Genomic DNA, 21,900 nt, shown 5'->3' with positions numbered 1-21,900 from the left:
AAAGGTGTATCCATTGAACAAGTTCAGCCAAGTTGCTAATAAAGTATTAGCAGTACCTTCTCTTATGTTGAGCGCAGTGGCCATGAGTTTTACTGCGTCCGCAACTGTACAATATCAACTCGAAATCACTCAGCCCGAACATCATTTAGCAGATATCACAGTGACGCTTCCTGAAGTGCAGGCAGATTATGTTGATGTAAAACTGCCGGCGTGGCGTACAGGGCGTTATGAAATTTTAGACTTGGCTAACGGTATCCGCTTTTTTCAACCAACTGATGAACAACAGCAACCACTTAAATGGGAAAAAGTAGAGAAAAGCACTTGGCGAGTTTATTTGCCATCAGCAACAAGCGTTAACTTAGCTTATCAAGTGTATGCTAATCAACTAGGTAAACGAAGTCGTCATATCGACGATAGCCACGCATTTATTGATGCGTCGGGCTATTTTATGTACGCCGACCAATTTAGAAATGACGATGTAACCGTAACCCTTGAGGTACCTAACAATTGGCGTTCAGTTTCTGGCATGAAACAGGGCGACAACGCGCATAGCTTTGTTGCTGAAAACTATGATGTGTTAATTGACTCACCGATTGAAACAGGGATTAACTCGTTACATAAATTTGAGCAAAACGGTAAAGAATATGAAGTTGTTTTTTGGGGTAAAGGTAATTACGACGAAAAACAAACGGTTGCTGATTTTAAAAAGCTAGTCGCACAGTACAATGCAATTTGGCACGACATTCCGTTCGAACGTTATGTGTTTATGGTGCATGCAACAACGAATTCGCGCGGTGCTACTGAGCATTTAAACTCTACCATTATTCAACGTAAGCGCTTTACATTTGCACCGCGTGAGCAATATTTAGAGTTTTTAAGTACGGCGTCACATGAATTTGTTCACACGTGGAACGTTAAAGCATACCGTCCAGACGGCCTAGTGCCATACGATTATATTGCACCTAATTATTCTGAATTACTGTGGATCTCAGAGGGTTCAACGAGCTATTTCCAAGATCAGTTATTACTTCGTGCTGAAATAATGCAACCAAAAGAGTTTTTCAAAAAGCTCGCCAAGCGTATTGAACGCCATATGCAAACACCAGGAAAAGAAGCGCAAACCGTTGCACAAGCTAGTTTCGATAGCTGGATTAATATGCGTGGTGATCATGGCCGTAACTTCTCAACGAATATTTATTCGGAAGGCTTTTTAGTATCTTGGTTATTAGACTTTAATTTATTAAAAGAAACCGACCTGAAAGCTAGTTACCGTGATGTTCACAGCGAGCTTTATAAAAAATATAAAACGCCACACGGCTTTACTAAAGCAGACGTATTAAACATTCTGAATGGCTTAACAGGTGAGTCTTATCAAGCTTGGTGGACAAAAAATGTTGAAGGCCCACTTAATATTAATTTTGAATCATTGCTTGCTCAAGCCGGTTTAAAAATGCATTACGGTAAAAAAGCGAAAGACACTGCTTACACAGGTATTAGCACTAAAAATGTAAATGGCTTTTCTACAGTGACGATGGTGAAAAAAGATTCCCCTGCGTGGAAGGCTGGGCTTACCAGTGATGATGTGATTATTGCAGTGGACGGGTTAAAGCTAGCGGGAGGAGACTTTAAAAAACGTATTAAAGATTTCAACAAGCATGAGCAAGTTAGCTTAACCTATTTTAGAAATGACGAGTTACGTAAAGCAACTATTAAGCTTGAAACAGTGAAAGACAAGCCGCTTAGCGTCGACGTGATTGAAAACCCAACGGAGCAACAAAAAGCAACGTTTAAAGCGTGGTTAGGTATCGATTACCCAGAAAAGAAAGCACAGACGAAATAACGCTATTTTCGACAGTGAAATAAAAGGGAGCATGTTAATGCTCCCTTTTTCTTTGACTTGAATCTATTTACTGCCTATTAGTGCGTACAGCCCAAGGCGGTGTTAAATGAACATTTGAACGGAAAGGATTGATATCCAACCCTCCACGACGTGTGTAGCGTGCATAGACACTTAGCTTCTCAGGTTTACAGTGCTGCATGATATCGGCATAAATTCGCTCAACGCATTGTTCATGAAACTCGTTATGCATACGAAAACTAATTAAGTATTTTAGCAAACTCTCGTGATTAATCGCTGCGCCTGTGTACTCTATAACCACTGAGCCCCAATCAGGCTGGCTGGTGATCAAGCAATTAGATTTGAGTAAATGGCTATGTACGGTCTCAGTAATCACAGAATTGTTGCTGGTAATCGCGCTTGTAGTCGCATCTGCTAGATAATCAGGCTGTAAGTCATACTGATCTATTTCAATATCCAGTTCGTCAATACACTTACCGGGTAAAACATTAAGCTTAAACGTGCTAATGTCATCTGGCTGGTGGATGGCTACTGTTACCGCACCTTCAACCAATGCACTTAAATCTTTTTCTAATATGCCTTTCACTTCATCAGCAGAATTAAAGCGGCTTTGGTTAAAGCTATTTAAATACAATTTGAATGATTTAGATTCGACAATGTTGGCTGTAGCTGCGCTATAACTAAACGTTGCTAAAGCAACTTGAGGTTTGCCCTTAACGTTTAACCAAGAGAGCTCGTAACCATGCCAAATATCGGTGCCTTGCATGTTGGAAAGATATTGGGCGGCAAGTTGGTCACGATTAAGCTTACGTGGAACTGGGTATAGTAGCGTTGGGTCATAATTCGATTTATATTCGGTGGTTTTTCCTAACGCTATATTTTGTAAGTTAGATTGGTAATGTTGGTCTGTCATAACTTGTGCTGTAACCTAAGTTTAATAAGGTTTAATATGCGCAACATTGTAGCGTAAAAATAATAGAGAATGTAAAGATGACAGTAAAAAAGGCGCTTACCGACTTTTATAACCGATACGAACAAATGTGCAAAAAAGAAATTGGTCATTGGCAGCAAGTGCAACAAGATAAAGACTGGCCGTCACCCTGCGAGATAGCGGGGACGGAAAAAGTGAATCTTATCCAATGGAAACCCGTGGAACAAACAAGTGCTAATGATTTTTCAAACATCGAATCGGCGCTTGGGTTTACTCTTCATCAGGATATAAAAGACTTTTACGGTAGTTTTTACGCTGATAACGTGAATGCAAAACATGAACGCGGTGAAATGAATTTACTAGGTGTGTGGAGCGATAAAGACGTTGAGCGTTTGCAGCAAAATGTTATCGGCCATTTAATGATGAAAGATAAACTAAAGCAGTCACTTACCGTATTTATTGGCTTAACCGATGAAGACGACTTAATTTTAAGTGTTGATAATGAAACTGGCGCGGTAGTGCTGGAATATGTTGGGAAAGAGCCACATCAAACCGTGGCAAGCTCTTTGGCAGAGTTTATTGATGACTTAGAGCCCGTATTGTAAGTTCGAGTAATTATAGAGTAATTGGAGTACTTGTGAACAACGCTATAAGGAAAAAAATTGATAAGTTACTGGTAGTTAGAGTTTGGGGGTATCACGGTATGCCCTCAGAAATAATTAGTGGACTAGACGCTTTACTAGCAGAATATAGTATTAGTGAGCTAGTATCTGAACTCGAATCTTTGTTACCAGATTATCGCAGTGCAGCAAAAGTTAAAGGGTCTTCAGGCATGGCTGCTGAACTTCAAATGATAACTGGTGTCAGGCTGATTTACCTTGAAGAAAGTCTTAAATACATTAGATCATTCTTATAAGCATAAACCCTCCGCTGCTTGCGAAGGGTTATTATTTATTTCAAATAAAGTTAATCGATTTTGGCAAGTATCATCGTCGTGGATGCTTGGCAATCACTTGCAGTCGTTTTGCTTTTATAGCGAAACCCAGCCTTCGCGAGTCGCAACCATTAATGGCTGAGTGCATGGCGTACATGCTGAATAATTTAAGGCTTGAAATTTTCATCATCTACATCCCACTGACTTATGCCGATGTGAAGAATGGAGTAACATTCGTTACACAGGTTTTTAAATAGCTCATCAATATGTAACATGACAATTCCTCTAAACAAAGGGTTGTTATTATTACTGCTTTACCGTGTTTAGGATCTTTGGATCCATTAAACACTCAATGATAGAAAAGCAAATTAAATGCCATTTTCTAACTCACTGATTTTTATAACCGCACGCCTTTAAATGAGTAAACAAAAGATAAAATGAGTGCTACTTTGGTGCAGCTGCGCACCAAGTTATAGCAATCCATCGTCTTATTTGGATGTGGTTGGTATTAGGGAATAATTAAAAGTGAGAGTTAATAGTAACTGTCACCTTTTAGTAAAAAATAAAGCATACTTTTGTCACATTCATCCGCTACCTTCTCCCGGCATTAAAAATACTGATTATCTGAGGTCGTTATGGCTGTTCGATCAGTAACACAATAAACCGCAAATAATATCGAGAGCACTTATGATTCAATGTAATTTACGTCCTAGCTTACTTGCTGTTGCTTGTAGTGTGGCATTAATGAGTTCAATACCTAGTTTGGCAAGTGATGATAATAATGTGTTTTCAGGGCGTATTACTGATTCAAGCCAGAGAGTGTATTTTGAAGGGGCAAAAGTTGAAATTGTTGAACTAAAGCGCTCAGCTGTGACTGAGCGAGATGGTTCGTTTCGCTTTGATAATTTACCAGCAGGTGATTACACCGTGATTATTCACTATGTTGGCGTGCCTGCAACAACTAAGCAAATTACAGTAACCAACGAAAAGCCAGCGATTAAAAATTACGTAATCGCTAGTACTCAATCAGATATTGAAAATCTTGTGGTTTATGGCCAGCGAGGCGGTCAGGCGGGAGCATTTAGCCGTCAGAAAAACGCATTAAATCAACTTTCTGTGGTCAGCAGTGATGCGATTGGCCAATTGCCTGATCAAAATGCCGCTGAAGCATTGCAACGCTTGCCCGGGTTATTTATTCAACGTGACCAAGGCGAAGGGCGATTTGTAGGTATTCGTGGTATTGATCCAAATTTAAATAATGTAACGATTAACGGCTTAAATGTTCCCTCGCCAGAGGCAGGTGTAAGAAGTGTTGCAATGGATGTATTGCCGAGTGAGTTAATCAGCAGTTTGGAAGTGAGCAAAACGGTAACACCCGATATGGATGCGAGTGCGGTGGGCGGTTCTATTGAAGTGAAAAGCCTTAGCGCGTTTGACCGACAAGCACAAAGTTATAGCTTTACCTCGCAAGTTTCTCATAATGTGTTGTTTGACGAGTCTAGCCCTAAATTGTCAGCAGGCTACAGCGATATATATGAATTAAATAATGGCGTTGAACTAGGCGTAGCAACCGCACTTTCATGGTTCAACCGCAAGTTTGGTTCACACAATACAGAAACGGATGGTGGCTGGTCTCATTATCAATTTGAAGACAGCATTACAGGGCAAGATGTTGAAGTATTTGGCGCAGTAGAGGTTGAACAGCGCATTTATAACATTGAACGTGAGCGTTTAGGCTTTGCCTTAAATTTTGACTTGCGCCCATCATTCGATGATAAATTTTACTTACGAACGCTATATAGCGAATTTTCTGATGATGAATACCGATTAAGAAATGAGTATAAATTTGATAAAGGGGCGATTGATAGCAGCTCGTTAAGCATTAATAACGCTAGCTTTGTAAATGCGGAGATGGATCGTGATACGAAAGACCGCTATGAAGTACAGAAAATTGTTTCAATAGTCGCAGGGGCGGAACACCAAATAGATGACTATTTGATGGAGTACAGTGTAGGGTACTCTAAAGCGAGTGAAAGTGAGCCAAACCGTATTGATGCAAGCTTTAGAGGAAAAAATTTACATGTGGGTTATCAAAATACTCGTACCTACCCCTTACTAGTCCAGTCGAATGATGCCCATTCACTTCAACAGTTTAAGCTAGACGAAATTACTCAGGAAGATAATTTAACCGAAGATGAAGAGGCGAGTATTCGTTTTGATCTCACGAAAGAGTTTATTTGGCAAAATTACAACATGCAGTGGAAAGCTGGTGCAAAGTATCGCCACCGTGAGAAATTCAATAATGCAAGTTTGACGGTATTTGATGGCAGCTTTGATCTGAATGACAGTGATGTACTTGCTTCTGCATTTGGTACCGCTAATCAAGAATATAATTTAGGTGATTTTGGCCCAGGTCTATCGCGTGAATTAATACGTCAATATATCAATAATAATAGCGCCATGTTTGACATTAATGTGCAAGAATCCAGCATTGAAAGTGCAGGCGCATCATACGACAGTAATGAGCATATTTTCGCGCTGTATGGCATGCTTTCGGCTGACATTAATCGTTGGCACTTTGTGGCAGGCGTAAGGTTTGAAGATACAGAGTTTGAAACCAATGGCAATCAAGTCGAGCTATTAGTTGATGATGTAAACGATGCTCAAAGTGTGAATATCAACCAATGGGTTGTTAAGCAAGAATATCATCACATTTTACCTAGTTTAAATATTAAGTATGACTTTTCAGATAGTTTACTAGCACGCTTTGCTTATACCGAAACCCTAGCGCGACCAAGCTTTTCTGATTCAGCTGCTTCACAGTTAATAGAAACGGAAGTAACCAGTGAGGAGGGAATTGTTGAAACAGAGCGCAAAGCGGAAGTTGGAAATCCTCAATTAGCAGCGTATGAGTCGAATAATATTGACCTATCACTTGAGTACTATCCTGAGCACATAGGCGTTATTTCAGCAGGTATTTTTTACAAAGATATTGATAACTTCATTGTCAAAAAAGAAGTGCAAGATAATGGACAATGGTCTGGCTTTAAAGAAGTGATTCAACCTGTTAATGGAGCAAACACCAGTTTAACGGGGGTGGAGCTAGCTTGGCATAAAACATTTGAATCAGGATTAATGCTGGGACTGAATGGCACGTTTGTGGATGCTGAAGATACCTTACCCAACCAGTCTGATACTGTTGCTAATATGCTATTAGGGTTTGAAAATAATACCGTGAGTTTGAGGCTAAGTGCGACGTATAAAAGTAAAAGCTTCATGTTTGAAGATAATAATGCAGGGGTGTATGAAGATTCACACACACAAATAGATTTCAGTAGTAAGTACTATTTTTCTGACACCATTCAACTCTACTTTAATGCGGTTAACGTAACGAATGAACCATACCGCGTGTTTCACGGTGCGCGCCAGTACAGTTATCAGTACGAAGAATATGGACGCGCTTTTGAATTAGGCTTTTCGATTAACTCATTATAATTAAGTGTTACTGGCAATGAAAAAAATAGAATGTTTTAACGGTAGTCGTTTCAAAATGACGGGATTAACGTGTGTCATGGTGCTCATTGCGGGTTGCAGTCAATCCATAGTACCTAATAGCTTTCAATCTCTACCTCAGGGGCAGTCTCATCTTATACATGCCACAACCATGCCTGACAGTGAGCAGTCGATATCATTTCTAGCATTTGGTGATGGTGGTTATAGTGTTGATTACCCAAAGAAAAAAGTGCTTGAAAATCCTAAAAGTAAGGAACAATTCTTAAGAAGTGAGTTGCAAGAGTGGCTTGAAGATCACCGGCCTGAAGATGAATTTGATCATGCTCCTATTCATATTTATCAAGACTCTGGCATTGCCACTGAAAAAAGCGGGGCGATACCTGTTGGTAAAGCCATGGCGCAATGGTGTAAGTCCAACCCATGCGACTTTGCAATTCAGTTAGGTGACAATATTTATCCAGATGGTGCTGATGCTGATGACGGTAAAGATGATCAAAAAAGGATGAACGATCTAATCTTATCGCCTTTATTACCGTTGTTCGAGCAAGCGCCTGAGCTAGTGGTATATTCAGCCCTTGGTAATCACGACTGGAAGTCTTCACGTAAAGGTGTGGCTAAGCAAATAGAATGGATGAACAAGCAGCCAAACTTTACAATTGGTGAGCAAGGCTATTACAGCTACACAATTGGGCAAGCTGAAAATAGCGTAGAGTTTTTTGTATTAGACACCAATATGCTGTTAGCAGGACAGCGCTACTATGAAGTACCGCTAAATCCTGATGGTAGTGAGGGAGAGTTAGCAGTCGCTATACAAAATGGCACCGCTGAGTTAGAGGATATTGAGTTGCATGAAGCCCCCGTGAGTAGGGAAGATGAAAAGCAACTAATGTGGCTAAAACAAGGGTTAGCGAGCTCAACGGCGAAGTGGAAAATAGTTTATGGCCACCATATTTTGTGGTCTATCGGGGGGACTAAATATGCTGAAGGGCATGTGCTTCGCAAACTACTTATGCCGACACTTTGTCATTATGCTGATGCTTACATTGCGGGGCATGAGCACGATTTAGAATTATTGACGGATGATTGCTCTCAAGTACATACAGATAATCAAGCGCCTCTACTTAAAAGTAATAGGCCACCTTTACCACTGATCATCAGTGGTGCCGCTTCTAAAATGCGGGGTAAGCATACGCCATTTGCTGAACAGCAAGAGAAGAAATATCCGGAATATGAACTCATTTGGTCTAAGAGTTTTGTTTGGGGCTTTGCACACATTGTGCTGCACAATCAAACCAACGAAATGCGCGTGAGCTATATTACAACGCCGCATCGACCTGATGATGCCAGTGAATATGGCTCGGTTAAGTTTGAACAAAGTTTTTCATTTAAACACAGAAGTGCATGGCAATAGCCATGCACTTGAGCCTATGAAAAATGTCTTAATACATTTACAGTTACTGAAAATCCCACGAGATATTAGAAAGTAATTTACAGTTATCACATTTAAAATCGAAAATACCATGCAGCGGTTCAGGTAATTTCCATTCGCTGTTACATGAAGGGCATAAACGGTGGTGTTCAGACTCTTTGCTTTCACCACCAACGCGATATAAATAGTAATAAACAGGGATCCCCGTTAGGCATTTAATGCGCTTGCATAAATCTTGTCCTTTACGAAATAGATCTGTATTTAAATTAGAAAGTTCATTTAATGCGGCAAACTCAACTTTGTTAGCGCCATTCATTTGTATTTGGTCGCACGCTTCCCAGTCTTCCTGCCATTTTAATAGTCGTTTATGATCACCGTTAGCAATAGGTGGAATACGATACAATGGCACAGGTGAAAAGTGCTCACCACATCGAAGCGGCGAACAGGTATGTACAAAGGTAGTGTACAAAATCATAAACTCGGGTGGCGTACAGGGATCGGTATGATCAGACTGTAATTCCACACCAATCACTTTAATTTTTGGTGCAAGCACTCCCGCAGTATTTAACCCATTGATAGTATGATTAACGATGGCGCTATTATTATCAACATGCAGCGAGTCTTGTTCTGGGCATACTACGCGCGTTACAAATACACCTTCTTGCATGGCGGTATTAAATTCACGTCCTAAAATCTGGCCATTATTACGTAAGGCATCAAAATACGCACGAATAGCCGTCTCAACCGCGTTGATGGTGGTATCTTCAAAACACTCAAAATTTAGCTCTACAACATACATCTTAGTTTTTGCCCTTCAATAACATGAGTACTTGATCTAATTTAGCCTCGAGGCTGCTGACTTGCTGTTGTAATTCAACAACAGTTTTTCTTGTGTGTGCGAGTTCAATAGCTAGTTGTTGGCTATCAGGTGTGGGCTTTTCTTCATTCTGTTGACTACTTTCAATTACATCGTCTTTCATATTGAGTAACTGTTCTGGTGGGGTTGCTTTCCATGCTTTAAGTACTTGAATGATAAAGGGTAAGGGCATAGGTTTGGATAAGCGTGTTTTAATTAGCGCCGTAGTGGGTTCGACTCCTTTCGCTTTTAATTGGTTAGCAATTGCAAAAATTTGTTGTTCTATGTTCGCCATATTAAATTGAACCTTAAGACAATAAAGTAGCCATTTACACTAAATTTTAGCTTAAAATGCTTATTAATATAAGTATTAAAAAATGCATGTTTATTTTTATTTAATTAAATCAGTCGGTTACAATTATTTCAATATTGGTCTTAACTTTGCTTTAACTCTTAGCATTACTCAAATAAGAAGTAAGATAAATATAAGGAATAACAATGAAAAAGTATCCCGCTCTATTGCTTTCACTACCACTCGTATTCTCACTTTCAGGCTGTGTTGTTGCGGTTAATGATGACTTTAGAGGCGATCATCATTCTTCTTGGGAGGAAACTCAAGAATCTAATCGTAAAGTTATTGCAGGTTTAAATGGCAATGAGTCAGTTGAACAAATTCAAGACAAATTAGGTGTTGCAGACTTTAGTGAGCTTCATGAATACCAAGGAAATACAGTAAAAGTACTTTTCTACCGTACTCACAAGCATAAATCAGACGGTAGAACGACTAAAGAAGAGTGTACACCATTAGTATTTAAAGAAGGGCGTTTAGTAGGCTGGGGAGAGAAAGCGTACAGCCGCCTATAATGATTTAGCGACAATTTCTAATTTATAACTCCCAATCCCGGACCATACCCCATTTTACGAAAGTAAATGGGGTATTTTTTATCTTTGGATTAGTTTTTCAACAAACAAACCCATTGCTTAACGCAGCATGGTGTCTAGGGTGTCTACACTTTCAGCCCAGTCTGCATCTTCCAGTTTGCTTTCACGCAAAAATGCAGCTTGAGATGGATTCCAAAAACTGGCGTCTTCAATGGCCACCCCATTAGGTAAGCGGTGGTTTTTACAAAATTCTTTGATCGAATCCGCATCGTGCTCCATTCCTAACTGTTGAAATAAGTGAGGAATATCGTGCGTAAATGTATCCATAATTAGTCACCTCGGCGGTTATTTATATTCGTTATGTAAATAGACATGAGGCCAGTTGGCTCAATCTTCAATGCTTTGTGTATATTATAGAACCTAATTTGATGCTTGTTTAAGTTTTATACAATTGCTAAGGTGGTTTTACATTAAGTGTTTCGAAGGAATGTTTATATGAGTCTGTCGGTCAATGAAAATGCGAATGAAAATAGTGATTCAAGTGCGTTGTCTAGTGATGTGTTAATGGGGTTAACACCGGCGAACGGTGAGATTAAAGCCATGTATTTGATGCCAGAAGACATGCGATTAGCGGCGTCATTGTTGTATCAGGCATATCATGACGACCCTTTGTTTATGAGTATTTTCAATGCAAATGAAATTGATTATGAAAAAAGGCTCCGTATTGCCATACGTGAAGAACTTAATACATTCTGTGCTGATCAGCAGCCTATAGTGGGGTTATTTTCAGGCGAACACTTACTTGGCGTAGCGTGTTTGATAGAGCCAGACGCAGGTTTTGGTGCAGAACGGTTTTGGCACTGGCGACTAAAAATGCTGTTGACCGCTGGCGTAGTAAGTACGCGTCAGATGATTGAAAAAGAAAAGCGAATTAAAGATGCGCTCAATTATGACAATTACCATCTGTTAGCATTCATTGCCGTTCATCCCCAGCATCAACACCATGGTTTGGGCCATTATTTAATGCGCGCGGTTGATAATGTTGTTGATCAGCATAAAGATACACAAGGAATTGGCGTACTAGTAACGATAGAAAGTAATAAGCGCTTTTTTAATGATGATATGTATCAAGAAGTAGATACATTAACGATTGGTGATGTGCAGGGCACATTAATGTTTCGTGAAAAACAGCGTTAGATAACTTAGATGTGATTGAACATAGCAGCAAATAGAAATAACAAAACTGAATGCTATTGGCTGCTATATCGATAAATCTTACATTACAGTGATTTATACGCTGGCATTTGAATATCAGCCAGTTGCTTACCAATTAAAATTATTTGTCCTTCGTATCTAGACTCTCCATCGCCACTAAACTCAAAATTGAATTCTGTTTTAAGTGTTAATGTACCGCGTTTATTTCTTGTAAACCCACGCTTAACTAATGCGATAGAGATGAATTGAACTTGACGCTGTTGGCAATGCTGCTGAGCAAAGTTTCTAGCAATTTCAGCTAATGAGCGTTGATACCAGAACGCCCAAATAATTAACAAAGCAAAAAGCAGTAAAAAAATATGTTCAAGCAGCACTGATGCTTACCTCACTGTGAAGTTACTGAATGGTAACGTAAACCTAGTTATCAAGGTGAGTACTCTTTTACTCGCCGATCTGCCGTCTTTAGGAGCGCGCAACCCCGTGTAGGTACGACTTAGCGAAAAAGTTGACCAACCATTTCTGTTAATTTTGGTGATTTGTGCTCAACGCGTAAAGCGCGCAAAAGCCACGGTCTTACTGTTGGTATTGCGACTAAGTCAGCCACTAAGCCTTGAAATATCACAAAGCCCTGTTCATTTGTTGCAAGCTGCTCTAAATAGGTAAGTGTTAATTCCTCATCAACTAATACTGACCACATTCTTCCGGCAATTACGCTTAGCACATCTATCTGATTGGCTAGTTGGCTGTTTAAAATAGCGCTCACTGCTTGTGATTTAATGCCAGATGCACTGCTGTTAGATAACATGCGCAGATAGGTAATTAAATCTTGGCTCTCATTATTAATAATGGCGGTATTAATTTTTTCAAGTAGTAGCTCAGCAAACTCGGTTGAAATGTTTGCGCTTTCTAGCATGGCTGCAAGTGGTGCTTTTACATCATAAGGGATCTCGTCAATGGCATCACGAATGATGGCTTCATTATTTTCAAAGCTTAGTCGTTGCGATATATCAGCTAAGCCTTGTAAGCCAACACCTTGCCAGTTTTCCCATCCCAGTACACCTGATAAATAATCACGTGTATGCTCGTAATATTGCGAAGCAGGTTGCTTTAACTCTACTTTTACTATGGCATTAAACAACGCGAGCTTATTCTGATTTGGCGTAAATACATACGGGTTGTTATTCAGCTCTTCGCCAGTTTGCGCTTCGTTAATAAAGTTTTTTCCCAATGACTCAAGTACCATCGTGGCAAAATGATTGCGTGCGGCTTGATTCAGTTTACTTTGCTCGTCCAATGGCATTTTTAAGAACCAAATAAAAGGAGCCTTAATTTGCTCTTTTTGCCAAAAAAGTACAGCAAAAAATGCATGCTGTTGAATTGGGTACGGATAAGGAATACTGGTATCTTCAATTGCTAAGAAATCTTTGCTCGTGATTTTCTGAACTTTTCTACCCATGTCGAAAATTCGCCAATTTGCACCAGCAGCGTTAAGTAGTTCGGAAATAGTAGAAATCGAGTCAGTCATAACATCTCTTATTAAAAATTGTGTTCGGTATTGTTAGGTTACCAGTGCTGGCAAATAGTTATGCTCTGCAAGGATATGGTTTGCTAAACATAATTGGGGCTGCATTATAAGGTGGTTTTGATTATGATCCAAATATCTACTTCTTTATCTGTGACCGACTATGAAACACCAACAAACAGCGAACTTATTAATTCAGCTTACGGAAGAACTTAACGCATTGAAATTGTGGCAATCAACGCCACCAACACAAGAGGCGTTACGCAGCCAGCAACCCTTCTGTTATGACACATTACGTTTTGAGCAATGGTTACAGTTTATTTTTATTCCGCGAATGACGATGTTAGTTGAGCAAAAGCAGCCATTACCAACAAGTATTGCGATAGCTCCTATGGCGGAAGAAACAGAGCACTTAAAGGAGTACAGTTCGCTTATTTTGATTTGTAGACAGTTTGATGAATTGTTAGGGAAATAAGATGACTGAACCTTTAATGCCAGCATCTGCAGATAGCTTAACGGAGATCTCTACGAGTAGTACAGAGCAGTTGGACATTCTTTATCAAGATGAATATTTAGTGGTGGTTGATAAACCTTCTGGGTTATTGGTGCATCGTTCCATGATTGATAAAAATGAAACGCGATTTGCTATGCAGATAGTTCGCGATCAAATTGGTCAATATGTTTATCCTGTGCACCGTTTGGATAAGCCAACTTCGGGCGTATTGGTGATGGCGCTATCATCAGAGATTGCGGCAAAGCTTTCACAGCAATTTGCTGAGCATACGGTGCAAAAGCGATACTTAGCCGTGGTGCGCGGCTTTGTTAACGGTAACGACGAAATAGATTATCCACTGGTTGAAATGCCAGATAAAATGACAGATAAGAAAGCGGCACAAGATAAGCCTGCTCAACCCGCGGTTACCCGTTACAACTGTTTGCAGCAATGTGAGCTACCAGTCGCTGTCGGCCGATATCCAAGTTCGCGTTATTCGTTGGTTGAACTGTTTCCTAAAACAGGAAGAAAACATCAACTCAGGCGACACATGAAGCATATCTTTCATCCAATCGTGGGGGATACCACGTACGGCGATGGCAAACATAATACTATGTTCCGTGAGCATTATGATTTAAGCCGCTTGCTGCTCATTGCCAAAGATATTGAATTTAATCACCCTGTAACAGGCGAGCGTGTAAAAGTGGCCGCATCCCTTGGCAGCGAGTGTGAAATGTTGTTTGAAAGGTTGGGGTGGAAGGACGTTGTTTAGACGCGCAGATAGTTAAATTTAGCCAGCACTAGGCTGGCTAAATGACAACGCTATCTATAAGTATTTACCAATTACTCTACACCACGAAGTAGCGCATTTACGCCAACTTTAGCACGCGTTTGCGCATCTACTTTTTTAACGATGATGGCGGCATAAAGACTATGAGTACCATCTTTAGACGGTAGTGAACCTGATACGACTACTGAGCCTGCTGGCACTCTGCCGTAATGAATTTGCCCTGTTTCACGGTCATATATCCGTGTGCTTTGGCTAATATAAACGCCCATTGATATTACAGAGCCTTCTTCAACAATCACGCCTTCTACAATTTCTGAACGTGCACCAATAAAGCAGTTATCTTCAATAATCGTTGGATTAGCTTGTAATGGCTCTAATACACCACCAATGCCAACACCACCCGATAAGTGAACATTTTTACCAATTTGCGCACACGAGCCAACAGTTGCCCATGTGTCTACCATGGTGCCTTCATCTACGAAAGCGCCGATGTTAGTGTACGATGGCATTAAGATAACGTTTTTAGCGATGTAAGCCCCTTTTCGTGCTACTGCTGGTGGGACAACGCGCATGCCTTCTTGTTGAAACTGTTCTGGCGTATAGTCACTAAATTTTAATGGTACTTTGTCCCAGTACTGGGTTTCTTCGCCGTTAATTTGCTTGTTTTCATTGAGTTTAAAGAACAGTAATACCGCTTTTTTTAACCACTGATGTACTACCCATTCGCCTGATATTTTTTCAGCGACACGAGCTTCACCGCTATCAAGCATGGTCATAACGTTATTTACGGCGTCGACCACTTCTTGGCTGGCAGTCTCTGCGGTAAATGAATTTCTGGTTTCAAATGCGTGTTCAATAATGTCTTTAATAGCTGACATGACTGTTCCTAATTGCTGTATTAATAATAGTTGGTTCAGATTATGTAATTTCTGATAGTTTGGAAAGGTGTGTAAGTACCGTTTCCTTTAAATGTTGCTTTTTTTCTTTAGTCAATGCTTTATCATTTTCATCTGAAAGCATGAAAATATCTTCTGCGCGTTCACCAATGGTGGTTATTTTGGCTGAATGTAATTGTAAGTTACATGCTAAAAATACTTCGCCAATTTCCGCCAGTAATCCTGGCATATCTAATGAAACAATTTCAACTAAGGTGCGGTTTTTAGCCGATGTACGAAGAAATTTAATTTTGGGTGGCACGTCAAATTGTTTTAGCTTGCGCGATAAACGATGTTTAATGTTTTTAACGGTATTTCTATTTTTTAACGCGCGCTGAATAATACTTTTTATACTATTGATGCGCGACTGGGAGGTAACGGCTTTACCATTCGGTTCTAAAATAACAAAGCTATCTAGGGCGTAGCCATCTTTCGTACGCATGATTTGTGCGTCAAAAATAGAAACTCGTTTACTTCTTAATGCGCTTACGACCGCAGCAAATAAGTCAGGCTGATCTTTGGTATAAACAAACACTAAGGTACCACCTTGGATAGGCATTTTGCTTACCCGTACCAGTGGAGTTTCTTTATCTGTATGTTTAATAATTTCACGTGTTTCCCACGATATTTTATTCGCAGGGTTCTTGGCGAAGTAATCCGCCTTTAAATTAGTCCAAACAGCATCAATATCACTTTCATCAAAACCACGCTCTAAAATGAGTGCTTTTGCATCTTGACGATTTTCTTTTGCTTTTAATCGTATGTCCATGGTGCGTTTTTCACCATGCATAAATGCAGTCGTTGTATATTGGTAAAGCTGTTTGAATAAACTGTTTTTCCAATCATTCCAAAGGTTGTCATTTGTTGCGCGAATATCGGCAACAGTTAACAGGTATAAATAGTCTAAATGTCGCTGATCTTTGACTTGATCAGCAAAGCCTTGAATAACTTCAGGATCTTGAATATCTTTGCGCTGTGCAGTAGTAGACATTAATAGGTGGTTTTGTACTAGCCATGCTATCAATTCACTGTCGGCTTCGCGCATTTTATGGCTACGACAAAACTCCATGGCATCAATGGCACCTAAGTCTGAATGATCGCCACCGCGGCCTTTTGCAATATCGTGAAAAATACCTGCTAAAAACAATAGCTCTGGTTTATTTAATTTTCGCGCAATTTCATGACATATCGGAAATTCGCTTTTAAACTCAGGAAGAAAGTAACGATATAAATACTTTACTAAACGGTGTGTGTGTTCATCCACGGTATACGCATGGAATAAGTCAAATTGCATTTGACCAACAATGTTTTTCCACAACGAAAAATAGGCAGATAAAATGCCATGTTGATGCATTAGGGTAAAAGCAGTTCCCATGCCGTTAGGGTGGCGAAATAACTTTAAAAATAAGAAGCGACATTCAGCATAATCCTGTAGGTCGCCTATCAGTCTTCGCCTCACTTGTCGCATTAAACGTAATGTGTCTGAATGAATTCCCTTAATGGAAGGATTATCGGCAATATGTAAGAACATCCATAGAATATTACCGCGCTTTAAAAAGGCACTGTCGTTAGTGACTTGTATCAAGTCGCCATAAATCATAAAGTTTTCATCAATGATTTTTTGCGTTTTGTTCTTTTTACTTTTTAATATTTCCATCTCAAAATGCTGGAGTAGCATTTTATTTAATTCTGCTGCGCGCATCATGATACGGAATAAGCGCTTCATCATGCGCTCAACAGATATTTTTCCATCGTCACCAAAGCCTAGTACTTTTGCAACTTCTGGCTGGTAATCAAATAACAAGCGGTTTTCCGCTCTACCTGCTGCCACATGAAGTGCGAAACGAATATTCCACAGGTTGTCTTGGCATTCTAATAGCTCTTGATATTCTTCTTGAGTTAAATAACCGTGCTCGATAAGTTGAGCAAAGGTGTTTACATTAAAATGCTTTTTTGCCACCCAGCCAATGGTTTGTAAATCACGTAGTCCGCCTGGGGTGGCTTTTAAGTTAGGCTCTAGGCTGTAAGCTGTGCCATGAAACTGTTCATGGCGTGTATTTTGTTCTTTTTTCTTGGCAATGAAAAAGCCTCTTGATGACCAAAAATCATCTTTGCTAATGGCATCTTTAAGTTGAGTATATTCATTTTTTGGACCACATATATGACGCATTTCCATCAAGTTTGTCGCGACTGTAACGTCTTTTTTGCCTTGATAGATGGTTTCTTTAACCGTGCGAACACTTTGCCCTACATCAAACTTAAAGTCCCATAATGTAGCTATTAACTTACCAATCTTTTCTTCGGCGCCTAAACTAGGTTCCGCGCTAGTCAGGATTAATAAATCGATATCTGAACGAGGGTGAAGTTCTGCGCGGCCATAACCACCAACAGCGGCAAGACAAAGTGTTGGTTCATTATCTAGTTCAAATATTTGCCAAAGCTTTTTAAGGAGTGTATCAACGAACTCAGAGCGGTCTTTTACTAATTCGGTTGTTGGGTATTCTTGAAAAGCATTACATAGCCAGTGATTAAATTGTGCGTTTGTTTCTTTTAGTTGGTCTATGGTGCTGTGTTGGTGAAGATCGAAAAGCAGTTGTTCTGGAATGGCCACAAAGAATCCTTACAATCTTAAATAATACCTAATTAATATAAGCAGATTAATAAAAGTTGAACGCCAGTCGGTTGTAGGTAGTTTAGGCTTAACAATTGCTAAAGCCTAAACTTACAAATCTAGGTTTTAACTGTGCGAAATAACTCTATCAATCGTGTCGTCACTACGCAAAGTTAATATTTCAACGCCATTTTCAGTTACTAATAGTGTATGCTCGAACTGTGCTGATAACGAGCGGTCTTTAGTGAGTACAGTCCAACCGTCTTTCATTAATTTACTATGCCGCTTACCCGCATTAACCATAGGCTCTATTGTTAAGCACATACCCGCTTCAAGCTTTAAGCCCTTACCCGGAGAGCCGTAGTGAACTACTTGAGGTTCTTCATGGAATTCTTTACCAATACCATGACCACAATATTCACGAACAATTGAATAGTTGTGTTTTTCTGCATGGGTTTGAATAATATGGCCAATATCGCCAAGCGTAGTACCTGGTTTAACTATGTTAATGGCTTTATATAAACACTCTTGAGTGACTTCTGTTAGGCGCTTTGCCAATATACTTGGTTCGCCAACATAAAACATACGGCTCGTGTCGCCATGGTAACCGTCTTTAATCACTGTAATATCAACGTTGATGATATCGCCTTTTTTTAACGCTTTATCGGCTGGTATGCCATGACAAATAACATGATTAACAGAGGTGCAGATAGACTTTGGAAAACCATGATAATTAAGCGGGGCAGGAATAGCTTGCTGCTCTTTAGTGATATAGTCATGACAAATTTGATCAAGCTGTTCTGTGGTAACACCTGGTTGAATGTGGGGTTCAATCATCTCTAGTACTTCGGCAGCTAATCGGCCAGCCACACGCATTTTTTCTATTTCTTCAGGTGTTTTAATAATTACGCTCATTTATTTCCTCATAACACTTGTTCAGCTGCTGCTAATGGTAACACGTTGTTTACCTGTATGTTGATAGCTAATTGCCATTACTAAAAATGAAATAGTATAAATTAATCATAAATAATAATCGTACAAAAATAGTACTGGTGCTTGAAATTAACTGCTTGAATATGATATAAAGCGCGCCGCGAATAGGTAAATCAAATTCTATTTTTGATTATCTAAATTCGCATAGTCGATAAACCGCACTTATTGCGGTGAAATTAAATTTTAATCACACATACATCGACACGTACGCCGGGGTGCTTATTTCTTCATCGTTAACGCTATTATTTTAGGGTTATAAGAAGTGAGTCGGCAGTATGGGATGTATGGAGGCATAACCCCAATTATAGAGGAATATAAAATGGCTCACGTATCTATGCGCGACATGCTTCAAGCTGGTGTTCACTTCGGTCACCAAACTCGTTACTGGAATCCTAAAATGAAACCTTTCATTTTTGGTGCTCGTAACCGTGTTCACATCATCAACCTTGAGCATACAGTTCCAATGTTCAATGATGCTTTAGACTTTGTTAAAAGCGTAGCTGCTAAGAAAGGTAAAGTATTATTTGTTGGTACTAAGCGTGCAGCATCTGAAGCGATTAAAGAAGCAGCGGTAAGCTGTGATCAGTTCTATGTTAATCACCGTTGGTTAGGTGGTATGTTGACTAACTGGAAAACAGTTCGTCAATCAATCAAGCGTTTAAAAGACCTTGAAGCACAAAGCCAAGACGGTACTTTTGAAAAGCTAACCAAAAAAGAAGCGCTTATGCGTACTCGTGAAATGGAAAAGCTTGAAAAAGGCCTTGGTGGTATTAAAAACATGGGCGGTCTTCCTGATGCAATCTTCGTGATTGGCGCAGACCACGAGCACATTGCGATTAAAGAAGCGAACAACCTAGGTATCCCAGTAATTGCTGTTGTTGATACTAACTCTGCACCAGACGGTGTTGATTATGTTGTTCCTGGTAACGATGACGCGATTCGTGCAATTCAACTTTATACTTCTGCAGTTGCAACGACAGTAAACGAAGGTCGTAACAACAACATCGAAGTTCAAGCTGAAGATGACTTTGTAGAAGCTGAATAATCAGTTTTTCAAACGTTGTAATATAACTGCATTAATTGATGTAGAAAATATGGGAGTGAAAGCTCCCTTATTCTTTAACCAAATTATACTTGAGGAAGATCACAATGGCTGTTACTGCTGCCCTAGTAAAAGAGCTACGCGAGCGCACTGGCGCTGGCATGATGGATTGTAAAAAAGCGTTAACTGAAACAAATGGTGACATTGACGCAGCAATCGAAAATATGCGTAAAAATGGTCAAGCGAAAGCTGCTAAAAAAGCTGGCAACGTTGCTGCTGAAGGTACAATCATCATCAAACAAGCTGATGGTGTTGCTGCTTTAGTTGAAGTGAACTGTCAAACAGACTTCGTTGCTAAAGACGACAATTTCCTAGCATTCGCTAATAAAGTTGCTGATGCTGCAATTGCTTCTAAAATGACTGTAGCTGACTTACAAGCACAGTTCGAAGAAGAGCGTGTACAGTTAGTAGCTAAAATTGGTGAAAACATTAATGTACGTCGTCTTCAATATGTTGAAGGTTCTTCTCTTGCTGCATACCGTCACGGTGAGCGTATTGGTGTTGTTGTTTCAGGTGAAGCTGATGCAGAAACACTTAAGCATGTAGCGATGCACGTTGCTGCTTCTCGTCCAGAGTATGTTAACCCTGAAGATGTACCAGCTGATATCGTAGAGAAAGAGCGTCAAGTTCAAATCGAAATTGCGATGAACGAAGGTAAACCAGCAGAAATCGCTGAAAAAATGGTTACTGGTCGCATGAAGAAGTTTACTGGTGAGATCTCTCTTACTGGTCAAGCATTCATCATGGAACCTAAGAAAACTGTTGGTGAAATTCTTAAAGAGAAAGGCGCATCAGTTTCTACGTTCGTACGTTTAGAAGTTGGTGAAGGCATCGAAAAGAAAGAAGAAGATTTCGCTGCTGAAGTTGCTGCACAAATCGCTGCGACTAAAGGTTAATTCTTTTTACGAAAAGAAGATGCTTGAGGCTTTGAATAGCCAATAAGATTCAATAAAATAACCGCGGTTTTTAACCTGCGGTTATTTTGTATCTCCAATACCTATTTATGTTGATTCGAGTATAAATAGGTATTGGCTTATACAATGTGTAAGCCAAGTAAACACAATCAGTCCTTCAATTACACAGAGAACATTATGAGTACAAATCCAAAACCGGCTTTTAGACGCATATTACTTAAACTTAGTGGTGAAGCATTAATGGGGGACGAAGGATTCGGTATTGATCCTAAAGTGCTAGACCGAATGGCTCAAGAAATAAAAGAGTTAATGGAGCTTGGCATTCAAGTAGGGCTAGTCATTGGCGGTGGTAACATCTTCCGCGGTGAAGGGCTAGAAAAAGCGGGTATGAACAGGGTGGTTGGTGACCATATGGGCATGCTTGCAACCGTAATGAATGGTCTAGCGATGAGAGATGCGCTTCATCGTGCATTTGTAAATGCACGTTTGATGTCTGCGGTACCATTAAATGGTGTTTGTGATAACTATAACTGGGCAGAAGCAATTAGCTTACTCAAGTCTGGCCGTGTGGTTATTTTAGCGGCAGGTACAGGCAACCCATTTTTTACTACAGACTCGGCAGCATGTTTACGCGGTATTGAGATTGAAGCTGATGCAGTATTAAAAGCGACTAAGGTTGATGGTGTGTTCTCTGCCGATCCAGTAACCAATCCGGATGCAACACTGCACCACAATATTACGTATAACAAAGTAATTGATGAAGAATTAAAGGTAATGGACTTGGCCGCATTTACGTTGGCGCGCGATCATTCATTACCAATCTGTGTATTTAATATGAACAAGCCGGGTGCACTTAAGCGCGTTGTAATGGGTGAGGAAGAAGGCACTCATATTAGCCACGCAGTTGCTGAATAATGCATTT

21 protein-coding genes are annotated in these 21,900 nt (G+C 39.9%); 12 read left to right on the top strand and 9 right to left on the bottom strand.

The features are described 5' to 3' along the window. Positions 1-64: 64 nt before the first annotated feature. Positions 65-1,840: a M61 family metallopeptidase gene (locus HUU81_RS12775; RefSeq protein ID WP_199612060.1), complete on the top strand. Its 1,776-nt coding sequence runs from the start codon at positions 65-67 to the stop codon at positions 1,838-1,840. A gap of 67 nt (positions 1,841-1,907) precedes the next feature. Here HUU81_RS12775 and queF read toward each other — a convergent pair whose 3' ends face one another. Beyond that, on the bottom strand, positions 1,908-2,771 hold the full coding sequence (gene queF / locus HUU81_RS12770) for an NADPH-dependent 7-cyano-7-deazaguanine reductase QueF (protein ID WP_199609311.1): 864 nt from the start codon (positions 2,769-2,771) through the stop codon (positions 1,908-1,910). 77 nt (positions 2,772-2,848) lie between these two features. On the opposite strand from queF, the gene syd reads away from it, so the two are divergent. The 4 genes from syd (at position 2,849) to HUU81_RS12750 (ending at position 8,647) form a co-directional block, all read left to right on the top strand. Continuing rightward, positions 2,849-3,394, top strand: a complete 546-nt coding sequence (gene syd, locus HUU81_RS12765; RefSeq protein WP_199609310.1) for a SecY-interacting protein — start codon at positions 2,849-2,851, stop codon at positions 3,392-3,394. A gap of 32 nt (positions 3,395-3,426) precedes the next feature. Continuing rightward, positions 3,427-3,705: a hypothetical protein gene (locus tag HUU81_RS12760; RefSeq protein ID WP_199609309.1), complete on the top strand. Its 279-nt coding sequence runs from the start codon at positions 3,427-3,429 to the stop codon at positions 3,703-3,705. A 705-nt stretch (positions 3,706-4,410) separates the two neighbouring features. Further along, positions 4,411-7,218 carry a TonB-dependent receptor gene (locus HUU81_RS12755; protein WP_199609308.1) on the top strand — a complete coding sequence of 936 codons (2,808 nt, stop codon included), beginning with the start codon at positions 4,411-4,413 and terminating at the stop codon, positions 7,216-7,218. A gap of 169 nt (positions 7,219-7,387) precedes the next feature. After that, a complete protein-coding gene (locus HUU81_RS12750) occupies positions 7,388-8,647 on the top strand; it encodes a metallophosphoesterase (RefSeq protein WP_233520626.1) in 1,260 nt (419 codons plus the stop codon). A 43-nt stretch (positions 8,648-8,690) separates the two neighbouring features. On the opposite strand, the gene HUU81_RS12745 is transcribed toward HUU81_RS12750, so the two are convergent. Then, complete coding sequence (locus HUU81_RS12745; protein ID WP_199609307.1) at positions 8,691-9,464, bottom strand: Zn-ribbon-containing protein; 774 nt, start codon at positions 9,462-9,464, stop codon at positions 8,691-8,693. Between the two features lies 1 nt (position 9,465). Then, entirely contained in the window at positions 9,466-9,816 is a 351-nt protein-coding gene (locus tag HUU81_RS12740; protein WP_199609306.1) for a hypothetical protein, read from the bottom strand. 203 nt (positions 9,817-10,019) lie between these two features. Between HUU81_RS12740 and HUU81_RS12735 the strand changes: the two genes are divergently transcribed. Next, complete coding sequence (locus HUU81_RS12735; protein WP_199609305.1) at positions 10,020-10,385, top strand: DUF3192 domain-containing protein; 366 nt, start codon at positions 10,020-10,022, stop codon at positions 10,383-10,385. Between the two features lie 117 nt (positions 10,386-10,502). On the opposite strand, the gene HUU81_RS12730 is transcribed toward HUU81_RS12735, so the two are convergent. Next, a complete protein-coding gene (locus HUU81_RS12730) occupies positions 10,503-10,730 on the bottom strand; it encodes a DUF2789 domain-containing protein (RefSeq protein ID WP_199609304.1) in 228 nt (75 codons plus the stop codon). 237 nt (positions 10,731-10,967) lie between these two features. Here HUU81_RS12730 and HUU81_RS12725 point away from each other — a divergent pair, with 237 nt between their 5' ends. Beyond that, a complete protein-coding gene (locus HUU81_RS12725) occupies positions 10,968-11,600 on the top strand; it encodes a GNAT family N-acetyltransferase (RefSeq protein WP_199612058.1) in 633 nt (210 codons plus the stop codon). A gap of 83 nt (positions 11,601-11,683) precedes the next feature. Here HUU81_RS12725 and HUU81_RS12720 read toward each other — a convergent pair whose 3' ends face one another. Together HUU81_RS12720 and HUU81_RS12715 are read right to left on the bottom strand one after the other, a co-directional pair. Continuing rightward, on the bottom strand, positions 11,684-11,992 hold the full coding sequence (locus HUU81_RS12720) for a DUF3301 domain-containing protein (RefSeq protein ID WP_199609303.1): 309 nt from the start codon (positions 11,990-11,992) through the stop codon (positions 11,684-11,686). A 119-nt stretch (positions 11,993-12,111) separates the two neighbouring features. Further along, positions 12,112-13,143: a DUF3549 family protein gene (locus HUU81_RS12715; RefSeq protein WP_199609302.1), complete on the bottom strand. Its 1,032-nt coding sequence runs from the start codon at positions 13,141-13,143 to the stop codon at positions 12,112-12,114. Positions 13,144-13,303: 160 nt separating this feature from the next. Between HUU81_RS12715 and HUU81_RS12710 the strand changes: the two genes are divergently transcribed. Together HUU81_RS12710 and truC are read left to right on the top strand one after the other, a co-directional pair. Beyond that, a complete protein-coding gene (locus HUU81_RS12710) occupies positions 13,304-13,615 on the top strand; it encodes a YqcC family protein (RefSeq protein WP_199609301.1) in 312 nt (103 codons plus the stop codon). Positions 13,616-13,631: 16 nt separating this feature from the next. Then, complete coding sequence (truC, locus tag HUU81_RS12705; protein WP_199612057.1) at positions 13,632-14,405, top strand: tRNA pseudouridine(65) synthase TruC; 774 nt, start codon at positions 13,632-13,634, stop codon at positions 14,403-14,405. 71 nt (positions 14,406-14,476) lie between these two features. Here the strand turns inward: truC and dapD are convergent, their stop codons facing one another. The 3 genes from dapD to map form a co-directional block, all read right to left on the bottom strand. Beyond that, positions 14,477-15,301, bottom strand: a complete 825-nt coding sequence (gene dapD, locus HUU81_RS12700) for a 2,3,4,5-tetrahydropyridine-2,6-dicarboxylate N-succinyltransferase (RefSeq protein ID WP_199609300.1) — start codon at positions 15,299-15,301, stop codon at positions 14,477-14,479. Between the two features lie 40 nt (positions 15,302-15,341). Then, a complete protein-coding gene (gene glnD, locus HUU81_RS12695; protein WP_199609299.1) occupies positions 15,342-17,969 on the bottom strand; it encodes a [protein-PII] uridylyltransferase in 2,628 nt (875 codons plus the stop codon). A gap of 126 nt (positions 17,970-18,095) precedes the next feature. Continuing rightward, a complete protein-coding gene (gene map / locus HUU81_RS12690; protein WP_199609298.1) occupies positions 18,096-18,884 on the bottom strand; it encodes a type I methionyl aminopeptidase in 789 nt (262 codons plus the stop codon). A gap of 397 nt (positions 18,885-19,281) precedes the next feature. Here map and rpsB point away from each other — a divergent pair, with 397 nt between their 5' ends. From rpsB to pyrH, 3 genes are all read left to right on the top strand, one after another. Then, positions 19,282-20,007 carry a 30S ribosomal protein S2 gene (gene rpsB / locus HUU81_RS12685; protein ID WP_199609297.1) on the top strand — a complete coding sequence of 242 codons (726 nt, stop codon included), beginning with the start codon at positions 19,282-19,284 and terminating at the stop codon, positions 20,005-20,007. Positions 20,008-20,111: 104 nt separating this feature from the next. Next, positions 20,112-20,960, top strand: coding sequence for a translation elongation factor Ts (gene tsf, locus HUU81_RS12680; RefSeq protein ID WP_199609296.1), 849 nt, complete (start codon positions 20,112-20,114; stop codon positions 20,958-20,960). A 195-nt stretch (positions 20,961-21,155) separates the two neighbouring features. Then, the gene (gene pyrH, locus HUU81_RS12675) at positions 21,156-21,893 is read left to right on the top strand and encodes a UMP kinase (protein ID WP_199609295.1); all 738 of its coding nucleotides are present in this window, start codon (positions 21,156-21,158) and stop codon (positions 21,891-21,893) included. The last annotated feature ends 7 nt before the right edge of the window (positions 21,894-21,900 follow it).

The organism is Flocculibacter collagenilyticus (genome assembly GCF_016469335.1).
GTDB classification, from domain to species: domain Bacteria; phylum Pseudomonadota; class Gammaproteobacteria; order Enterobacterales; family Alteromonadaceae; genus Flocculibacter; species Flocculibacter collagenilyticus.
This window is presented reverse-complemented; position numbering and strand designations above follow the sequence as displayed.